The sequence below is a fragment of the Lachnospira sp. genome, assembly GCF_016290755.1.
GTDB classification, from domain to species: Bacteria; Bacillota; Clostridia; order Lachnospirales; family Lachnospiraceae; genus Lachnospira; species Lachnospira multipara.
Map to the genome: position 1 here is coordinate 15,015 of NZ_JAEEVD010000030.1, position 15,236 is coordinate 30,250.

Annotated in this window: 21 protein-coding genes; 3 read left to right on the plus strand and 18 right to left on the minus strand. The window is 32.5% G+C overall.

Features of this window, described 5'->3' with window-relative positions; translation table 11 throughout:
* Window positions 1–76 precede the first annotated feature (76 nt).
* The 10 genes from trpB to QVA17_RS08185 form a co-directional block, all read right to left on the minus strand.
* On the minus strand, window positions 77–1,303 hold the full coding sequence (gene trpB / locus QVA17_RS08140) for a tryptophan synthase subunit beta (protein WP_330635169.1): 1,227 nt from the start codon (window positions 1,301–1,303) through the stop codon (window positions 77–79).
* 170 nt (window positions 1,304–1,473) lie between these two features.
* A complete protein-coding gene (locus QVA17_RS08145; RefSeq protein WP_287387747.1) occupies window positions 1,474–2,322 on the minus strand; it encodes a zinc ribbon domain-containing protein in 849 nt (282 codons plus the stop codon).
* Between the two features lie 303 nt (window positions 2,323–2,625).
* Window positions 2,626–3,417: a PIN domain-containing protein gene (locus tag QVA17_RS08150; RefSeq protein ID WP_287387749.1), complete on the minus strand. Its 792-nt coding sequence runs from the start codon at window positions 3,415–3,417 to the stop codon at window positions 2,626–2,628.
* A gap of 117 nt (window positions 3,418–3,534) precedes the next feature.
* Complete coding sequence (locus QVA17_RS08155) at window positions 3,535–4,032, minus strand: GNAT family N-acetyltransferase (protein ID WP_287387751.1); 498 nt, start codon at window positions 4,030–4,032, stop codon at window positions 3,535–3,537.
* A gap of 277 nt (window positions 4,033–4,309) precedes the next feature.
* Window positions 4,310–5,644: a zinc ribbon domain-containing protein gene (locus tag QVA17_RS08160; RefSeq protein WP_287387754.1), complete on the minus strand. Its 1,335-nt coding sequence runs from the start codon at window positions 5,642–5,644 to the stop codon at window positions 4,310–4,312.
* Window positions 5,645–5,665: 21 nt separating this feature from the next.
* Complete coding sequence (locus QVA17_RS08165; RefSeq protein ID WP_287387756.1) at window positions 5,666–5,878, minus strand: hypothetical protein; 213 nt, start codon at window positions 5,876–5,878, stop codon at window positions 5,666–5,668.
* Window position 5,879: 1 nt separating this feature from the next.
* Window positions 5,880–6,845 (minus strand): D-2-hydroxyacid dehydrogenase, encoded by a 966-nt coding sequence (locus QVA17_RS08170; RefSeq protein WP_287387758.1) that lies wholly within the window; start codon window positions 6,843–6,845, stop codon window positions 5,880–5,882.
* A gap of 628 nt (window positions 6,846–7,473) precedes the next feature.
* Window positions 7,474–7,779, minus strand: coding sequence for a hypothetical protein (locus tag QVA17_RS08175; RefSeq protein WP_287387759.1), 306 nt, complete (start codon window positions 7,777–7,779; stop codon window positions 7,474–7,476).
* Window positions 7,780–7,898: 119 nt separating this feature from the next.
* Entirely contained in the window at window positions 7,899–8,084 is a 186-nt protein-coding gene (locus QVA17_RS08180; protein WP_027431238.1) for a hypothetical protein, read from the minus strand.
* Between the two features lie 161 nt (window positions 8,085–8,245).
* Window positions 8,246–8,935 (minus strand): hypothetical protein, encoded by a 690-nt coding sequence (locus tag QVA17_RS08185; RefSeq protein ID WP_287387762.1) that lies wholly within the window; start codon window positions 8,933–8,935, stop codon window positions 8,246–8,248.
* A 1-nt stretch (window position 8,936) separates the two neighbouring features.
* Here QVA17_RS08185 and QVA17_RS12680 point away from each other — a divergent pair, with 1 nt between their 5' ends.
* Window positions 8,937–9,077 carry an IS1/IS1595 family N-terminal zinc-binding domain-containing protein gene (locus QVA17_RS12680; RefSeq protein WP_442911567.1) on the plus strand — a complete coding sequence of 47 codons (141 nt, stop codon included), beginning with the start codon at window positions 8,937–8,939 and terminating at the stop codon, window positions 9,075–9,077.
* A gap of 21 nt (window positions 9,078–9,098) precedes the next feature.
* Here QVA17_RS12680 and QVA17_RS08190 read toward each other — a convergent pair whose 3' ends face one another.
* The 6 genes from QVA17_RS08190 to QVA17_RS08215 form a co-directional block, all read right to left on the minus strand.
* On the minus strand, window positions 9,099–9,281 hold the full coding sequence (locus tag QVA17_RS08190; RefSeq protein WP_287387765.1) for a hypothetical protein: 183 nt from the start codon (window positions 9,279–9,281) through the stop codon (window positions 9,099–9,101).
* An 82-nt stretch (window positions 9,282–9,363) separates the two neighbouring features.
* A complete protein-coding gene (locus QVA17_RS08195) occupies window positions 9,364–10,530 on the minus strand; it encodes a M50 family metallopeptidase (RefSeq protein WP_287387767.1) in 1,167 nt (388 codons plus the stop codon).
* Window positions 10,531–10,555: 25 nt separating this feature from the next.
* A complete protein-coding gene (locus tag QVA17_RS08200; RefSeq protein WP_287387769.1) occupies window positions 10,556–10,765 on the minus strand; it encodes a hypothetical protein in 210 nt (69 codons plus the stop codon).
* A gap of 15 nt (window positions 10,766–10,780) precedes the next feature.
* On the minus strand, window positions 10,781–10,978 hold the full coding sequence (locus tag QVA17_RS08205) for a hypothetical protein (protein WP_287387771.1): 198 nt from the start codon (window positions 10,976–10,978) through the stop codon (window positions 10,781–10,783).
* Between the two features lie 175 nt (window positions 10,979–11,153).
* Window positions 11,154–11,306, minus strand: coding sequence for a hypothetical protein (locus QVA17_RS08210; protein WP_287387773.1), 153 nt, complete (start codon window positions 11,304–11,306; stop codon window positions 11,154–11,156).
* Between the two features lie 249 nt (window positions 11,307–11,555).
* Window positions 11,556–12,101 carry a phenolic acid decarboxylase gene (locus QVA17_RS08215; RefSeq protein ID WP_287387776.1) on the minus strand — a complete coding sequence of 182 codons (546 nt, stop codon included), beginning with the start codon at window positions 12,099–12,101 and terminating at the stop codon, window positions 11,556–11,558.
* Between the two features lie 146 nt (window positions 12,102–12,247).
* Here QVA17_RS08215 and QVA17_RS08220 point away from each other — a divergent pair, with 146 nt between their 5' ends.
* On the plus strand, window positions 12,248–12,781 hold the full coding sequence (locus tag QVA17_RS08220) for a PadR family transcriptional regulator (RefSeq protein WP_287387778.1): 534 nt from the start codon (window positions 12,248–12,250) through the stop codon (window positions 12,779–12,781).
* A 109-nt stretch (window positions 12,782–12,890) separates the two neighbouring features.
* Here the strand turns inward: QVA17_RS08220 and QVA17_RS08225 are convergent, their stop codons facing one another.
* Both QVA17_RS08225 and QVA17_RS08230 read right to left on the minus strand, forming a co-directional pair.
* Window positions 12,891–14,201: an ATP-binding protein gene (locus QVA17_RS08225; protein ID WP_287387780.1), complete on the minus strand. Its 1,311-nt coding sequence runs from the start codon at window positions 14,199–14,201 to the stop codon at window positions 12,891–12,893.
* Window positions 14,202–14,424: 223 nt separating this feature from the next.
* Entirely contained in the window at window positions 14,425–14,841 is a 417-nt protein-coding gene (locus tag QVA17_RS08230; protein ID WP_287387781.1) for a DUF6548 family protein, read from the minus strand.
* A gap of 260 nt (window positions 14,842–15,101) precedes the next feature.
* Between QVA17_RS08230 and QVA17_RS12585 the strand changes: the two genes are divergently transcribed.
* A partial coding sequence (locus QVA17_RS12585) for a ferritin-like domain-containing protein (protein WP_287387784.1) occupies window positions 15,102–15,236 on the plus strand: 135 nt, incomplete at its 3' end.

Here is a 15,236-nt window from a genome sequence, read left to right on the forward strand (position 1 = left end):
AGCTGTGGGAAATAAACTATAAAAGGGGCTATCGCTTTAGATGATTAAATCATCTGGGCGAAGCCCCTTCACTTTACTATTCTACATCACGAATTCCGTACTTCTCAATAATATAATCCATATCCTTATCTCCACGACCTGAAAGGTTAATAAGAATTGAACCCTTACCCATCTTCTTGGCAAGCTTAATTGCATAAGCTACTGCATGTGAACTCTCAATTGCAGGGATAATACCCTCAAGTCTTGAAAGTGTATAGAATGCATCGATTGTCTCTTCATCATCTACAACATCATACTTAACACGGCCTAAATCACGAAGGAAAGCGTGCTCTGGACCTGAAGATGGATAATCAAGTCCGCTGGCAATTGAGTAAACTGGAGCAGGTTCTCCATTTTCATCCTTAAGCATAATAGAATTAAAGCCATGCATAATGCCCTCAGTTCCATAAGTTAAGCTAGCTGCGTGATCCCCAAGCTTTGGACCGCGACCAAGAGGCTCAACACCATAAATATCTACAGGATAATTTAAGAAGCCTGAGAACATACCCATTGAGTTAGATCCACCACCAACGCAGGCTACTACTGCATCTGGAAGTTCTCCTGTCATTTCGACAAACTGCTCTCTTGCCTCAATACCAACAACACTCTGGAAATCACGAACCATCATTGGGAATGGATGTGGGCCAACACAAGAACCGATACAATAAATTGCGTCCTTATATTCTCTTGCATAGGCTGTAAATGCAGCATCAACCGCCTCTTTAAGGGTCTGTAAGCCATCTGTTACTGAGATAACATTTGCACCAAGAATCTTCATTCTAGCTACATTAGGAGCCTGCTTCTTGATGTCCACTGCGCCCATATAAATGTCACATTTTAAACCAAAATATGCTGCAGCTGTAGCAAGAGCAACACCATGCTGGCCTGCGCCTGTTTCAGCAATAATCTTTGATTTTCCCATATATTTTGCAAGTAAAGCCTCACCCATACAGTGATTAAGCTTATGTGCGCCTGTATGATTTAAGTCCTCTCTCTTAGCGTAGAGCTGCACATTTCCAAGCTTAGTTGATAATCTCTCAAGATGAGAAATTGGTGTAGGTCTACCCTGGAATTCCTTACGGATGCGGCGTAATTCGTTAATAAACTTTCTTGACTTACAGATTGTAAAATAGCTCTCTGTAATTTCATTCATAGCCGCCTGAAGTTCATCTGGAATGTAAGAACCGCCATATGGTCCAAAATATCCCTTTTCATTAGGATAGTTTTTAAAATATGTGTCGAAATTCACGTCATTAAAATTCATTTCTTCCTCCATTCTGTGACAAATAAAATTGCCACGAAAACCCTAAGCTATTATTACATTTACTACATCTTTTATTTCTTAGGGATGTTACGCTATAAAAGTTTATCACTTTAAAGCAATAAAAACAATGTGAATTCCGTAAATAATTAAGATATTTTCTATACATTTGGCTAAAATCCTAGGTCATATTTATTTATAATCTTATTGTATTTATCAAGTAATCCCGAATCTAATTCGTTATATTTAGAAACAAAACTTGTATATGAACCTGATGGATTTACAACCATAGATACAAAAGAATACCATTCATCATAGAACTCTTCTATTTGATTATATGCATCTTTCCATTCCTCCGGTGGATTTGCTAACAGTTTCATATTCGTCGTAATTTCAGACTGTTTCTTACTTAATTTATCTATCTTCGTTTCAAAACTTTTCGTTGTATATAAATCAACTAAAGCATCATTAAAATCATCATAAAACTGTCCATAACTATTCTTTGTGTATTGATCAGTTTCCGTATCACTCGTACTCCAGATACTATTACTCCATACTTTTCCAACTAATGATCCGCAAGATTCAGCATCTGCAGCAACGCTAATCATGTCATACATTATATTTCTTGCATTAGTTCTATATTCTTCACTTACCCTTGATGCTTCTTCTATTGATTCTTGTTCTCTTTTTTGCTTCACAATATTATCATTTATCTTTAAGCAAATCAGAACAGCTGCAATTACAACAACCGCACCTATAACAGAAAAAAGTATTTTTTTATTTAAATGAAATTTAACGCTTACCTTGGTTAATTCAACCTTTTGTGCATCCGGTTTCTTTGTATCATCTAAAAATTCTACAGGACATCCACAATATGGACATTCTTTTTCTGTGTTACTTATGTATTTCCCGCACTCTTTGCATTGAATTGCTGCACCATTTAATTCAAAGCCACAATGTACACATTTAGTAGCTTTATCTGATATTTCTTTTCCACAATTAGGACATGATATTATTGCCATATTCACCTCCAAAAATCACGAATGTTATTTATAGTATAATTATATTATAAATAATTGAATTGGTAAACAGCACTTTTCTTCCTGTATTAACTAAATAATCATCGAAATCCAAGACTCTTGCCTTCTTATGGGGAAAACTAAAGTCATAATTTCTTGGTAAGTTCTTAATGGCATTAGTCAAAAGGATTTCTCTCATTGTAGTTATGTGTTTGTTGTTTTATTTTGGACATAAATATAAAAAAGCTCACATGAAAACCATGTGAGCTTAGTGTTTTAGCGGCTTTTAATTAATTTATAAATCCATCATATAAAATATAAAATTTGATAAAATGGCTTTAGGATATTATAGATAACTGCACCTTCATTCCCGTACTTAGAAACAAGATTCTTGTAAAACTGCTGTTTATCATCTTTAAAATTATCTCTTAGAAAGGCTATTAATTCTGATTTACTACCATCCTCAATTTCTAATTTATGCTTAAAAATAATATCAACAAGCTTTTCAAATTTTTCTTGTCTTGTCCAGTAAACTTCAGGCGCAAAAAAGCCTAACGACTTTTTAAACTCATAAATATCTCTACCCTTATCTTTACCATATAAGCAAGTAAATACAGTATTCAAGTTTTGCTTATTATTTCCAATACAATTAATTATTGTATTGATCTCATCCTTATCCGATACAGGTTTTAAAACGGATTCAGAATTAAGATTATCTGTTAAATCCAAAATTTTTTTGTTATCTAAATGCACCGGACGATTCATTCTCTTAACCTTCATGTTTTTCTCTTCCCAGAAACTAACCACTGCATCAAACCCTGTATCATTTGAAACAATAATCATCTCTTGGCTAGAATCCTCATGAAGTTGATAGCCTAAGTATGTCACCAGCTGAAAATCTAGACTATTGTTGCCTTCATGACAACTAATAAAGTTAGCTTTATCAGGATATTTCAGCAAATATTTCACTGTCTCGTACTCAAGTCTTGGGGAATGGCCTGTGTAGAAAACATAAAATTTGCTATCCATGTTTTCATCCATCAAGTAAACCCAGGAATCGCCCACATTTTCCGTGTCTATAAAGAATGCCTTATTCATATGACCTCCTTTATGAAGCCACTAAAACATTTTAATTATGTCACTGATAACTAATTATTACTATCAAAAATATATCTCAAATGGAGCTAAATCACCGTACTCAGAAATGAGAAAGCCTTACAGACTCTTCCTCATCTCATGCCAAACTTCTCCTCCCCATGTGGAATTAGCCTGTCCTAAATCCTCAAAACCAAACTTCTTATACATAGAAACTCTAGAATCAAGACAAGTCAAAGTAAGGTACTTTCTGCCTCTTTTTAGCTGTAATTCACCATATTTAGAAACGATGTTTCGGGCAAGTCCCTGCATTCTATACTCAGGAAGTACATCCAAACCAAGAATCATGATGTTATCACCATTCACATCATACAATTCTTCCTGTGTAAAAAATTCATCTCTAAAAGTAATTTCTTTTGTTGCCAAGCCATTGACAAAACCAGCAATAAGGCCAGTCTCCTTATCAATCGCAACAAAGAAATCATCCTTGTCCTTATTAATTCTTCTAGTCATAGCTTCTCTTGTACAAGCCTCATTTGGAGGAAAACAAATTTGTTCAATCTCCACCGCCTGGTCAATCTCATCTAGTCTAATTGTTCTAAATTCAAACTCCTTCATAAAATCCTCCTTAAAAAAAACTAGGCAAACAGCCGAAGGCGCCTTTGCCGGCCGGCCTAACTCACCTCCCGGTAGGCAAACAGCGAAGCGCCTTTGCCGTACTCCACCCTCCCGGCAGTTCGCACTCCCGGCAATTCTACACTCGCCTGGGAGGAGGGATAGTTTTTTTAAGACTGTTCTAGCCCCTTCAGCACTTGAAAAGCCCCTCTTAAAAAGAGGGGCTTTTCTTAGTACTGCTAAGAGGGCTAGCCAAGCGCAAGCGTGTCTTAAAAAAATTCTATCCCTCCGACCTCCAATACTCGGTCTTTAAATCTATATACCCCGTTGAAAAACTCTCCAACGGATTTTCCTTACACTTAAAATCAAAGGAAATATACAACTCTTTATTCTTTACATCACTAAAATAATCTTCATAAGAATAAATCTCTGAGGTCAAAAGGGTTGTTCCAGGAATAGATACCGTATTATATAAACCATACGTATACAAACTCTCACCCTGACCCAAATATCCATCAGTTTCAACATCAAAAGAAAGATCTTCTGTCTTATTTACAATATAATATTTCAGACCCTCATCATAGTTAATATAAGTATTACTATCTGTGACATAATCATAAGCACTGTAAATATCAACATAATCATTTGAATAAATAACATGATATCTCGTTAAATTATATCCTACATCAATAGTTGAAGTCGTTGTTATGGTAGCAACATCACTTCTGTCATAAATAGTAGAACTATCTGTTGTCAAAATACTACATCGTTCAAAAGAAATATTCTTAATCCCACTTTGAGCAACATTAGATAATTCTTCATAAACTGTAACAGTACTGTGTCTTTTATAGTTGTCATTAGAATAAAGATAACTGCCATCATAATCAGAATAACTATTAAAAGTGTGAGCTGAAAAAACAATCTTTACATTTCTATCACTATTATTAACCACTTCAAATTCAAACTTATATCCATCTCTATATGAGCTATGATCCTCATAAATATTCTTTAAAGTAACTGTTATATTCTGATTCTCATCATTATCAAAATAATAATTTAGAATCTGTCCATCCCCCTCAACTGTATAATCAACAAGCTGATAATCCTCATAAGAATACTCATTTACCTTTTCATTGCCTCTATAATCAGTTCCGATATCAGAACTATCGTAATCAAATATATAAACTATAATTGACAACACAAAAATCGCTATAAAAATGCTTGTCAAAATAATAAAGGTCTTCTTTAAAAAGCCTGTCTTCTTTTGTTTAACTTTATTTGGTCCGTAATTCTGAAATGTTCTTTGATATATGCTACCTGTATTGCTGCTATTGTAATATTGATTATAATCTGATTCTTCTTCATAAGCATCAAATCTATTAATCCACTCTGAATCTAAATCATAACTAGCACCACAGTTAGGACATCTGTCATATACAGCTGTATCCACCTTCGAACCGCAATAATCGCAAGTTATAACCGGTGGTTTATATTCCTTTTTCTTAATTCTATTAAATGTAGCTGTGTTCGTTTTATTATCTATATTATTCTCCTTTGCCTTCCTAGAAAACTTATAAACAGCAAAAAATATGCATAAAGCCGATAAAAATCCCATTTTTTAAATCCTCATTTAATTTTATCTTTTTGACATCTTTTTAAGGTAGTCATCCTTTAACTTACACTCATCTTTAAGTCTACTAATCTCTTCTTCTAGATGCGCAAGGTACTCCCTAGTTAACTTAACTCCTCCTCTTACCGCCACATCCTCGTGATTTTCCATTTCTGAAAGCCACTGCTCAAGAGATCTTTTTCTTATATTATTATACGTATCATCCGGTCTAGTAAACATTTTAATACTCCTTTACTCTGTCTACAACATGCGTAAGCCCCTCACCCTTAGCGAAACGCTTAAGGTTTTCAAGGAAAATTTTTACGCACACCTCTATAGTATAGTCGTTTGTTAATTTTCCTGCAATATGAGGTGTTATTAATAAATTTGGAGTATCCCAAAGCTTAGAGTCCCTATTAATTGGTTCTTGTAAAAATACATCTAGGGCCGCACCGTAGAGCTCACCCTTTTCAAGCTTCTCAACCAAAAGGTCCTGATCTAGAGCCTGACCTCTGCCAACATTAATAACTATTCCATCATGTCCGATTTTTTCTAATTCTTTTTGTCCTACAAGATTATTGGTCTCTTTAGTAGCTGGCATACACATAATTACAATATCCCCTGCTTCTAAGACAGAATCTAATCTTTCTATAGTTTCAATCTCATCAAAATAACTAGCAGATTTTGTATTTATTTTACCTGATCTATTAATACCAATAATTTTACTTGGCTCAAAGGCTTTAAGTCTTTTAGCTGTATTTCCACCAATATCCCCTGTTCCAAGAATTACAATTCTGCTATTCTTAATAGTTCTTTGCCAAACTGGGGTCTCCCAAACATGCTCAAGCTGACCCTTTACAAAGCCTGCTTCCTTTCTTAAAAGCATAAGAAGCACCATAACTATATGTTCTGAAATAATAAGACCATATGCACCTGAAGAATTAGTTAAAATCACGTCATCCCTTAAAACTCCAGGCTTTAAAAAGACTTCAACCCCTGCAAAGGGTAGCGCAAGCCAAGACATTTGCTTGCATTCTGACACAATACTTGGAATATAGCCAAAAACTATATCCGCATTGGAAAGATGACCACTGGCCTCTGTCTCATTTTTATAAAAATTTATTTCATAATTTATTTCTTTAGCAACAGCTTCAATCTGTGCTCTTGTTTTTTCATCAAAAGATGGGTTCACCACTGCGATATTCATAAATCTTGCCTCCCTAATCACTTTATCAATATTATGACATAGGCAGATTTCATGGTAAAGTTAAAGATTTGCACTATTTAACAGCCATTCTGCTTACAGATTGTCGCAAGACAGGCAGCACCACAATCAGTGATGTCGTGTTGTTTTATGCAATAGTATTTCATTTTATCAAACCATCCTAATTGAGTAATAAAAAAAAGCAATATACAAAGTAGCACTCTGTCATATTGCTCTTTTACATCATAAACCTTAATATCCAAGTTTAGAATAATAAGATTTCAATTTACCTTGTAATAGCATCTAAAAAAATAAATGAATACCTAATACAATTCCGCCTAAGTATCCTATTGCTAATAACACAAGGAACAAAACGATATTCTTATCACTTACTCTCGCCTTCACTTAGCCCTCCAAAATCGCTATTTTGCAAACTCAATATACATTATTTTATATTAAGTTTGTAAAATGTTCAATATATTATCAGAGTTTTTATAATTTTGAGACAAGCATTCCGCCGCCTTCGGCTGGCGGCACAAATAGTTATGAAAGTGTTTTTACACCTTCAAGTTTTCGTGTTACAACTGACTCAATTTTTTAGGACAAAACACAAATATAACGGATATATAGATTAGAATCCTAATCTACTCACCGCTATTCTTCCGAGCGTGAAAAATATACACAAAACATAACCACTTACAGCCACCATAGTAATTGCAACCATCATATTCGAATATAGTGATATTTTCTCTTCTCTCATAATACTCTTATAAACAGATAAATTTAAAAAACCAATAATTCCTAATACAAAAATAGCAATCAACATTAAACTATCAGAAAATAAATTAAAATAATAAAAAACACCTGCAGATATTAAAGCTACAACATTTAAAAAGCGCCCACAAGAATAAATATTTTTAATTTCTATGTCATTCATCAAAAACCTCCTCTTAAAAACCTATTATTAGGAAATCAGCAAGACAGGCAACACCACAATCAGTGATATCATGCTGTTTGATACAAGAATATTTCATTCTTCGAACCGTCCTCATTTTATTATTTATTTTTCAGATAATATTTTATTATAAGAATACATCCAAGCACAAAAACAAAATATAGTATAAAACTCAATATCTTATTACCTTCAAGCTGTTGAAAAAAATTAACCAACAATAACTTGACAATAACAAGCACTATAATCAGAAGCAAAAATGCTCCTATTGTAATAATTATTTTCTTCATATCATCCTCCCATATATCAAGTACTTAAAGAAATTATTATTGAAATAGTAATTAATGTTTTTCTGAGTCCATCCGGTAATACACTGTCAATCAGTTCCTTGTAATAATATCCATTCTGTTTGCAAACAGTTGCAAGACAAGCAGCTCCGCAGTCCGTGATGTCATGTTGTTTTATGCAATAAAATCTCATGTTTTACCTTTATTTCCCTCGTTCTATTATTGTGCAGATCTATTCCTTTTTTCTTATTCTCATCAATCTTAGTCTTCAAACAAATAAAGTCATGGATCAGCATTCGATCATAGCCAATGACTTTTTCATCTTTCATCATTTTACATACAACAACAATCCCTTTTGAAGTATGTACTTCATCTTCAATTTCAATATGATTAATCTCAGAATAGAAAATCTTAAAACCACCGGAATAGTAATAATCTTCTTCAAACATAAAAAGCATTATAAAATATGCATAACTGATAAAACCTAATGCCAGATAGATAAGCACTGTAATATTATAGTCAATCTCATAAAACAAACTCAATACAGTAAAAAATGCAGAAAGCAAAAAAATTCCTATAGACAAATATCTATGAAAGAAAATACATTTTTTCCCATATTCATTTACTATTGCCTTTTTTTGAATCCGAATAACATCAATAACATTAAAAATAAAATACCAAGACGTTATGAATTCAATAATAGCTGAGTAAAAACCCATATTGTCATGTATCGGAATAATAAAATGCATCATATATACAATAACAAATAATAAAAAAAACACTATCCCACATATAAGAGAGTCTCGCTTGTTTTTCCTATAATATCCATAATACTTTTTATAATGTTTTTTCATAATTCACGTCCTTTCATATACAAATAAATGCACTTATTGTGGTTCTCAGAACATTATCCGCTATGGACATAAATACAACAAACAGCGATTTCTCAGAAAGTACTGTGATCGTACTTTCCTCAAACTAACAAGATTTTTTTGAACGTTTTACCGAAATCCAGCTTTACGACTTCGAGTTCCAAACGTCTTTCATCAGCCATATTGTTATAATGATTTCCAATAAGAAAAATGCCGATTCAACTATAATTCCCCTCTTAACACCATTTGTCATAATATATACCAAACCATTAATAAGGAGTAGAAAAAGTATCATTGGCACTAATATTTTGATTTTTTTATTATTCATACTAATTTCCTCCTTAGTTGATATCGAATCAAGCCATTATTTTATTTATTATATAATTAGAATCCGATATTTTTATTTCATTTTATGTTACCGTTACATTCTGTTGAATGATTCTACGCTCTATCTCTTTAACTGGTTCAAACAAGCCTAATAAAGTAAACGAACTGCTTGGATTCATATTTTTGTTTAACCATTCAGTATAGTCACAATCATACAGCAAGTGTTTTGTCAACCTAGTGTAGTACTCATTCGATGGCATGCCTTTCAACAATTTCTTCGACGACTGATTCATCATTTCCTGTAATACACACTTTTCAACCTGTCCATCCTTTAATAGCTTGTATATCATATGAAAATAAAATATATCTCGCTCTTCACTCTGTGGATATTCTGATAGTATTTTATTCTCCTCAAACATTAATTTAAGAGTTTCATTTATTTCATCATCCAACTCAAAAACTCCTAGATACTCCATCTGAATAACCCAGTCAAGCATTCCAAGATTAGTTGAATCTCCAGGTTCAGCATTAGCTCTTCTTGCATATTTTAATATTTCATCAACAAGCCAATCACTATCCATTATTTTCTTTTTCCAGTTATTCGCAAATATCAAATACTCCCCAAGCTGAAGAATAGTCTTCTTATCATTTTCCTTATACAGTTTGTACGCAGGAAAATCACCATAAATATTTTCTGCTTTTAAAAACGATGAAAAAAATATTGTAAATCCAATAAAAATACAAAACACTAAAAATACACTTGCATTTGTATACTTTGTAATTAGCTCGGAAAATAACAATGTAGCGTATGCAACCATTGCTACGATTGCCTCTACAAAGGATATTATTGGTGCAAACAGCAATGCTCTACTATATATTTTTCGAATTTTTTTAAATTGACTCTCATTGTTTACTGCTGGAAGATCTGGTATTGCGATTCCACCTGTAAGTGTTATTTTATTTGGATAAAATATAAATTTCCATTTCTTATCATCCTTATAAAAGCCAAATAAAAATATAGCCACAAACCTAAGTGGAACCTTGTTTATCCAAAAATAAAATGCGTGAGATAATTCATGAAGCGTAACAGAAAATAACATTGCTAATACAAACAATCCGATTATAGTAGCATAGTAGATTCTATGTTCAAATAGCTTATCTATCTCAAACTCAATCATAAATGTGCCAATTCCTATTCCAAATAAAATGGATATCACCAGAACTAAAATATATTGGCAAAACTTCTTCATGCAATTTCTCCTTCAATATTCTACTTCATTCTATATCATCAGTCTCATTATTGCGTAACTTACTTACAACAAGAGAAATTACCGCACCAACAAAAAAACCAATTGACCAACCCAACAAAATTCCAATCCCAACATTTCTATCAATAGAAACTGCTACTATAATACCTATTATAATCCCTAAAAAAGAACATATCGGCATCCAACGTAATATTTTAAAATTTTTTTCTATTTTCATTGCATGTCATTCCTTTCATAATTTCTCATTCGTTCTTTTATAAAAGAAACCAAAAAACACACTAATTCCTGTTAATAAAACTGTGAAAATAAATGTTTCTTTTGAGATATTTTTATATTCCATCATCATATATAGTTGATCAACTATGCAAATGATTAAAACAATAGAAAGAATTACAAATAAATCTTTTTTTATAAATCTTGATAAATTCATATTAATCTCCATTCCGCCGCCTTCGGCTGGCGGCACAAATAATTATGAAGGTTTTTACACCTTCAAGTTTTCGTGTTACAACTGACCCAATTTTCTTATTAATAAAAATGCAACGGACAAATCACAAATATGACAGATATATAGATTAGAATCCTAATCTACTCATCACTATTTATTATCTTTTTTTACTTGAACCCAAAATCATTCCACAAGCCATTCCAAAGCATCCAAATAACGGTAATACCAATATCCCCATTTTTATCGAAGCTAAAGCACCTAGTGTTAAACCTAATGCGAGTCCAAATAACATCTTTACACTTTTAGTCATAATCATTATTCTCCCATTTTCATATATTTTAAAAATGATAGTACTATACCTTAAGCGGTATAGTACTATTATATCAAAAACATTTTAATAATTCAAAATGTTTATGAACAATTTTTTCTATTTGCTCCATATTATAATAAAACTAGAAAAACCAGCAAAAAAGAAAAACCCCGCTAGCATATAGTTTATGCTAGCGGGAAAGTTGTTTTGGATTATATATAGGTCTTTGATTTATCTAAAAAAAGATTCTTATTCAGCTTTTCTAGATACATGCTTGTAATTCTCATCATAGAATTTACCAGCACGAATATCATCTGTCATACCTTCATAAGGTGTTTCGTTAATAACATCATCATTATCAATTCCTGCATCTGCCATGTATGTGATTGTAGCAAATTCAGGAACTACATACTTAGGATATGTCTCGTATTTTAAACGAGCTTCATGCATCTTATCGATGTGCTTATTCTGGTAGCAAACTGTGATTTCTGGATGCTCTTTAACCCACTTAGGGAAGAAGATAACGCCGTTAATCTTACCTTCGTTAGGCATAAAATCAAGGGCAACATCTGTACCTGTAGGCTCAGTCCAAGTAACCTTATATATTCCGTCAGCTATTTTAAAAAGGTTAATTTCCTGATCTGTAACCCATCTACCAGCAACCATTCCACCATGGATTCTATAGCAACATGTGTGGTCATTCTTACAGTACCACTCATATTCCCAACCATTATCGTAAGTATAAATAAAATGTGTTCCAAGAAAATCTGATAATTCCTTAAACTCTTTCTTCATCTTTATATTCTCCTTTCTTACAAATTCAGTTATAAAAATGATGAGGTAAGTTTTTATGTAAATATATACATGTAATTATTAACATGTTTATATTTCGTTGATTATGTTATACTTAATTTATAAAAATGTCAACAAGGAGATTTTAAATGGCGCAAAAAAATTTACTTCCGATGATCCTTCTAGGGTTAATAAATATAGAGAAAAAGACAGGTTACGACCTTAAAAAAGATTTTGAAACCGAAATTGGAGAATTCTGGTCTGTTAAACATAGTCAAATATATCTAGAACTCAAACGTCTTGAGGGAAATGGGGAAATCAAGTCCACAACTGGCTTTTATGGAAATAAAATAGAAAAGACATATTACGAAATTACAAAAAAAGGAAAGGAAAGATTGGAATCCTGGTTAGATTCCTATTCTGACATTCTAAATGTGAATAAAGATGAATTTGTTTTAAAACTGTATTTTATAAAAAGTCGCAAAGACCCACGACTTCAAGATTTGCTGCAGGAGCAATATAGACAAAGAAAGCAAAAGCTAGAGCATCTACTTGATAGAAAGGAATTGCTCTTTTCTACTAAAGAAGAAAGGGATAATAACTACGGTCATTATCTAATTCTAGATCACGCTATTAGACGTGAAAGGGAATATGTAAATTGGCTTGAGGAGATGATGAAATAAGCTTGTAATAACTTAGATTAAGAGAAACATTTTCAAAAGCAAAGAAAAGGCTGTCTAAAGATTGATAAAATCGTCTTTAGACAGCTTAAATTTTTAGTGAAAAAACAAGCTAAAACATAGCTTCTTCCCTCTTCTTAAACCACTCTTCTACAGCATATAAGGGGATGTTAGTTATTGTATCTTGCTTTTTATAATCAGACATAGTCATCTTTATCCCTTTAAGCTCCTCATTCTCCTTCATGATAGTAGTTAAGCTCTTAGATCTTCTATTCTCCTCTGCTTTTACCTCTAATGGATAAACCTCATCGAGCTGAATAACAAAATCTAACTCTAGTGTCGATTTCTCATTGGTATAATACATAGGGCATTCACTTGTTGCACTTACATATTGCTGACAAACATACTGCTCAGTAAAAGCCCCCTTATATTCAACGAATGCCTTATTGTTAACTAAAACATCTTTCGCAAGAGTATCAGACATTGCCCCAAGAAGACCTAAATCACTAACAAATAACTTGAAAGCAGCTGTATCTTCATAAAATTTAATCGGCTTACACACTTTATTAACTCGATTAACTTTATAGACTAACCCAATATTCACAAGCCATTGTATAGCATTCTCAAACTCTTTAGCTCTTGCGCCCTTCTTTAAACTTCCATACAAAAACTTTTTATTCTCCTTAGCAAGCTGTGATGGAATCGAATTCCAAACCATATTAATCTTAGCAAGCTCACTTGTTGGAGCATGTTTAGAAAAATCATTCTGATAATCACTTAAGATCTGCTTTTGCAATCTTCTAACAGTCTTTAAATCAGAATTATCTATATAAGACTGTACAACTTCAGGCATTCCTCCCACATAGTAATACTGTCGTAATAATTCTTTGTACTTAGATGCTAAAGGACTTAATTCATCCCATTTAGCTTCTTCTAAAAATTCTAGTAGCTTCTCTTCGCCTAAAGCCATTATGAATTCTTCAAAAGACATAGGATATAACCTTAATTCATCCACTTTACCTACCGGATAGCCAGTTCCTTCATGCAAATGTATACCAAGAAGGGAACCTGCAACAATAACATGATACTCACCTGCTTCTTCATTAAAATATTTAAGAGAAGTAATACCCTTATCTAACTCTTGGATTTCATCAAGGAAAATAAGTGTTTTACCAGGAGTTATTGTCTCATTAGAAATGGCCTCTAATGTTCTAATTACTCTATCCATATCAAAATCTTTAAAAAGCTCTTTAACATCATTATTGTTATCACAATTAATATATACTAAATTCTTATATTCTCTCTTAGCAAATTCTTTAACAATATAAGTCTTACCAACCTGTCTTGCACCGTTTAAAATTAAAGGCTTTCTGTTTTTGCTATTTTTCCAGTTTATCAACTTGTGATAAATTGTTCTTTCCATAATTGCCTCCTTTATCAGTATTTGTCGATATTTCTTACTCTGATATTACACTTTTTCCTAGGAACTTTCAAGTTAATTTTACATTTTTTCCTAGGAACTTTTGCCTTAATCTTACACTTTTTCCTAGGAACTTTTACTCTAATCTTACACTTTTTCCTAGGAACTTTTACTCTAATCTTACACTTTTTCCTAGGAACTTTTACTCTAATCTTACACTTTTATCCTACAATCCATGCTGCTTAGCAAAATATAATAAGCCAAGGCAAATTGCTACTATTATAAGAAAAGCCACAATCTTTAAGACTGTCATGCCCTTCTTTCCCTTCTTAGATGCCATATAAACTGCGTATGGATCTTTATTCTTCGATACATTTGCATAAAACTTCTTTAGGCCTGCAAGATCGTCCTTATTTAAATCCACCTCTTCGTTGGCCTCATGGGCTAACTTATTTCTAAGCCAGCGGTAATGCTTCAAGGCCTTATAATCCTCGCGCCAGTTTGGCACGAAACGCTCTGCATCATGAATGCGATCCATATTTTCAATATAACTTGTTACGCCAGTTTTAGTGGAATACTTATTCTTTAATGTTGCGTCAAGTCTTTTATATTCATCAAAAAATTCCATTTCTAACTTCTTCATAATCATCCTACCTTTAGTTTATTATGAGAATTATAGCATAAATACTGGCTTTATCGAAAATGTTTCTCACTTTATAATTCATTTACTATTAGTTTATTTCTTTTTTAGATTTTAAGTGTTGACAAATTTAATTGTACGCAATATAATTTAGTCATACAAAGGAAATACAAATTCCTAAGAAACAAGTTAACAAGAAATTTTGATATATAGTAGAGATAATTTTTAAGGAGGAAATCATTATGACAAATAATATTTTAAATATGACAAATAAGTACCTTGCAGATATTGCAGTTTCAGATATTAAGATTCACAACCTACACTGGAATGTTGTAGGTCCACAGTTTAAGGCAGTTCACGAGTTCCTTGAATCAATTTACGATTCATACTCAGAAGCC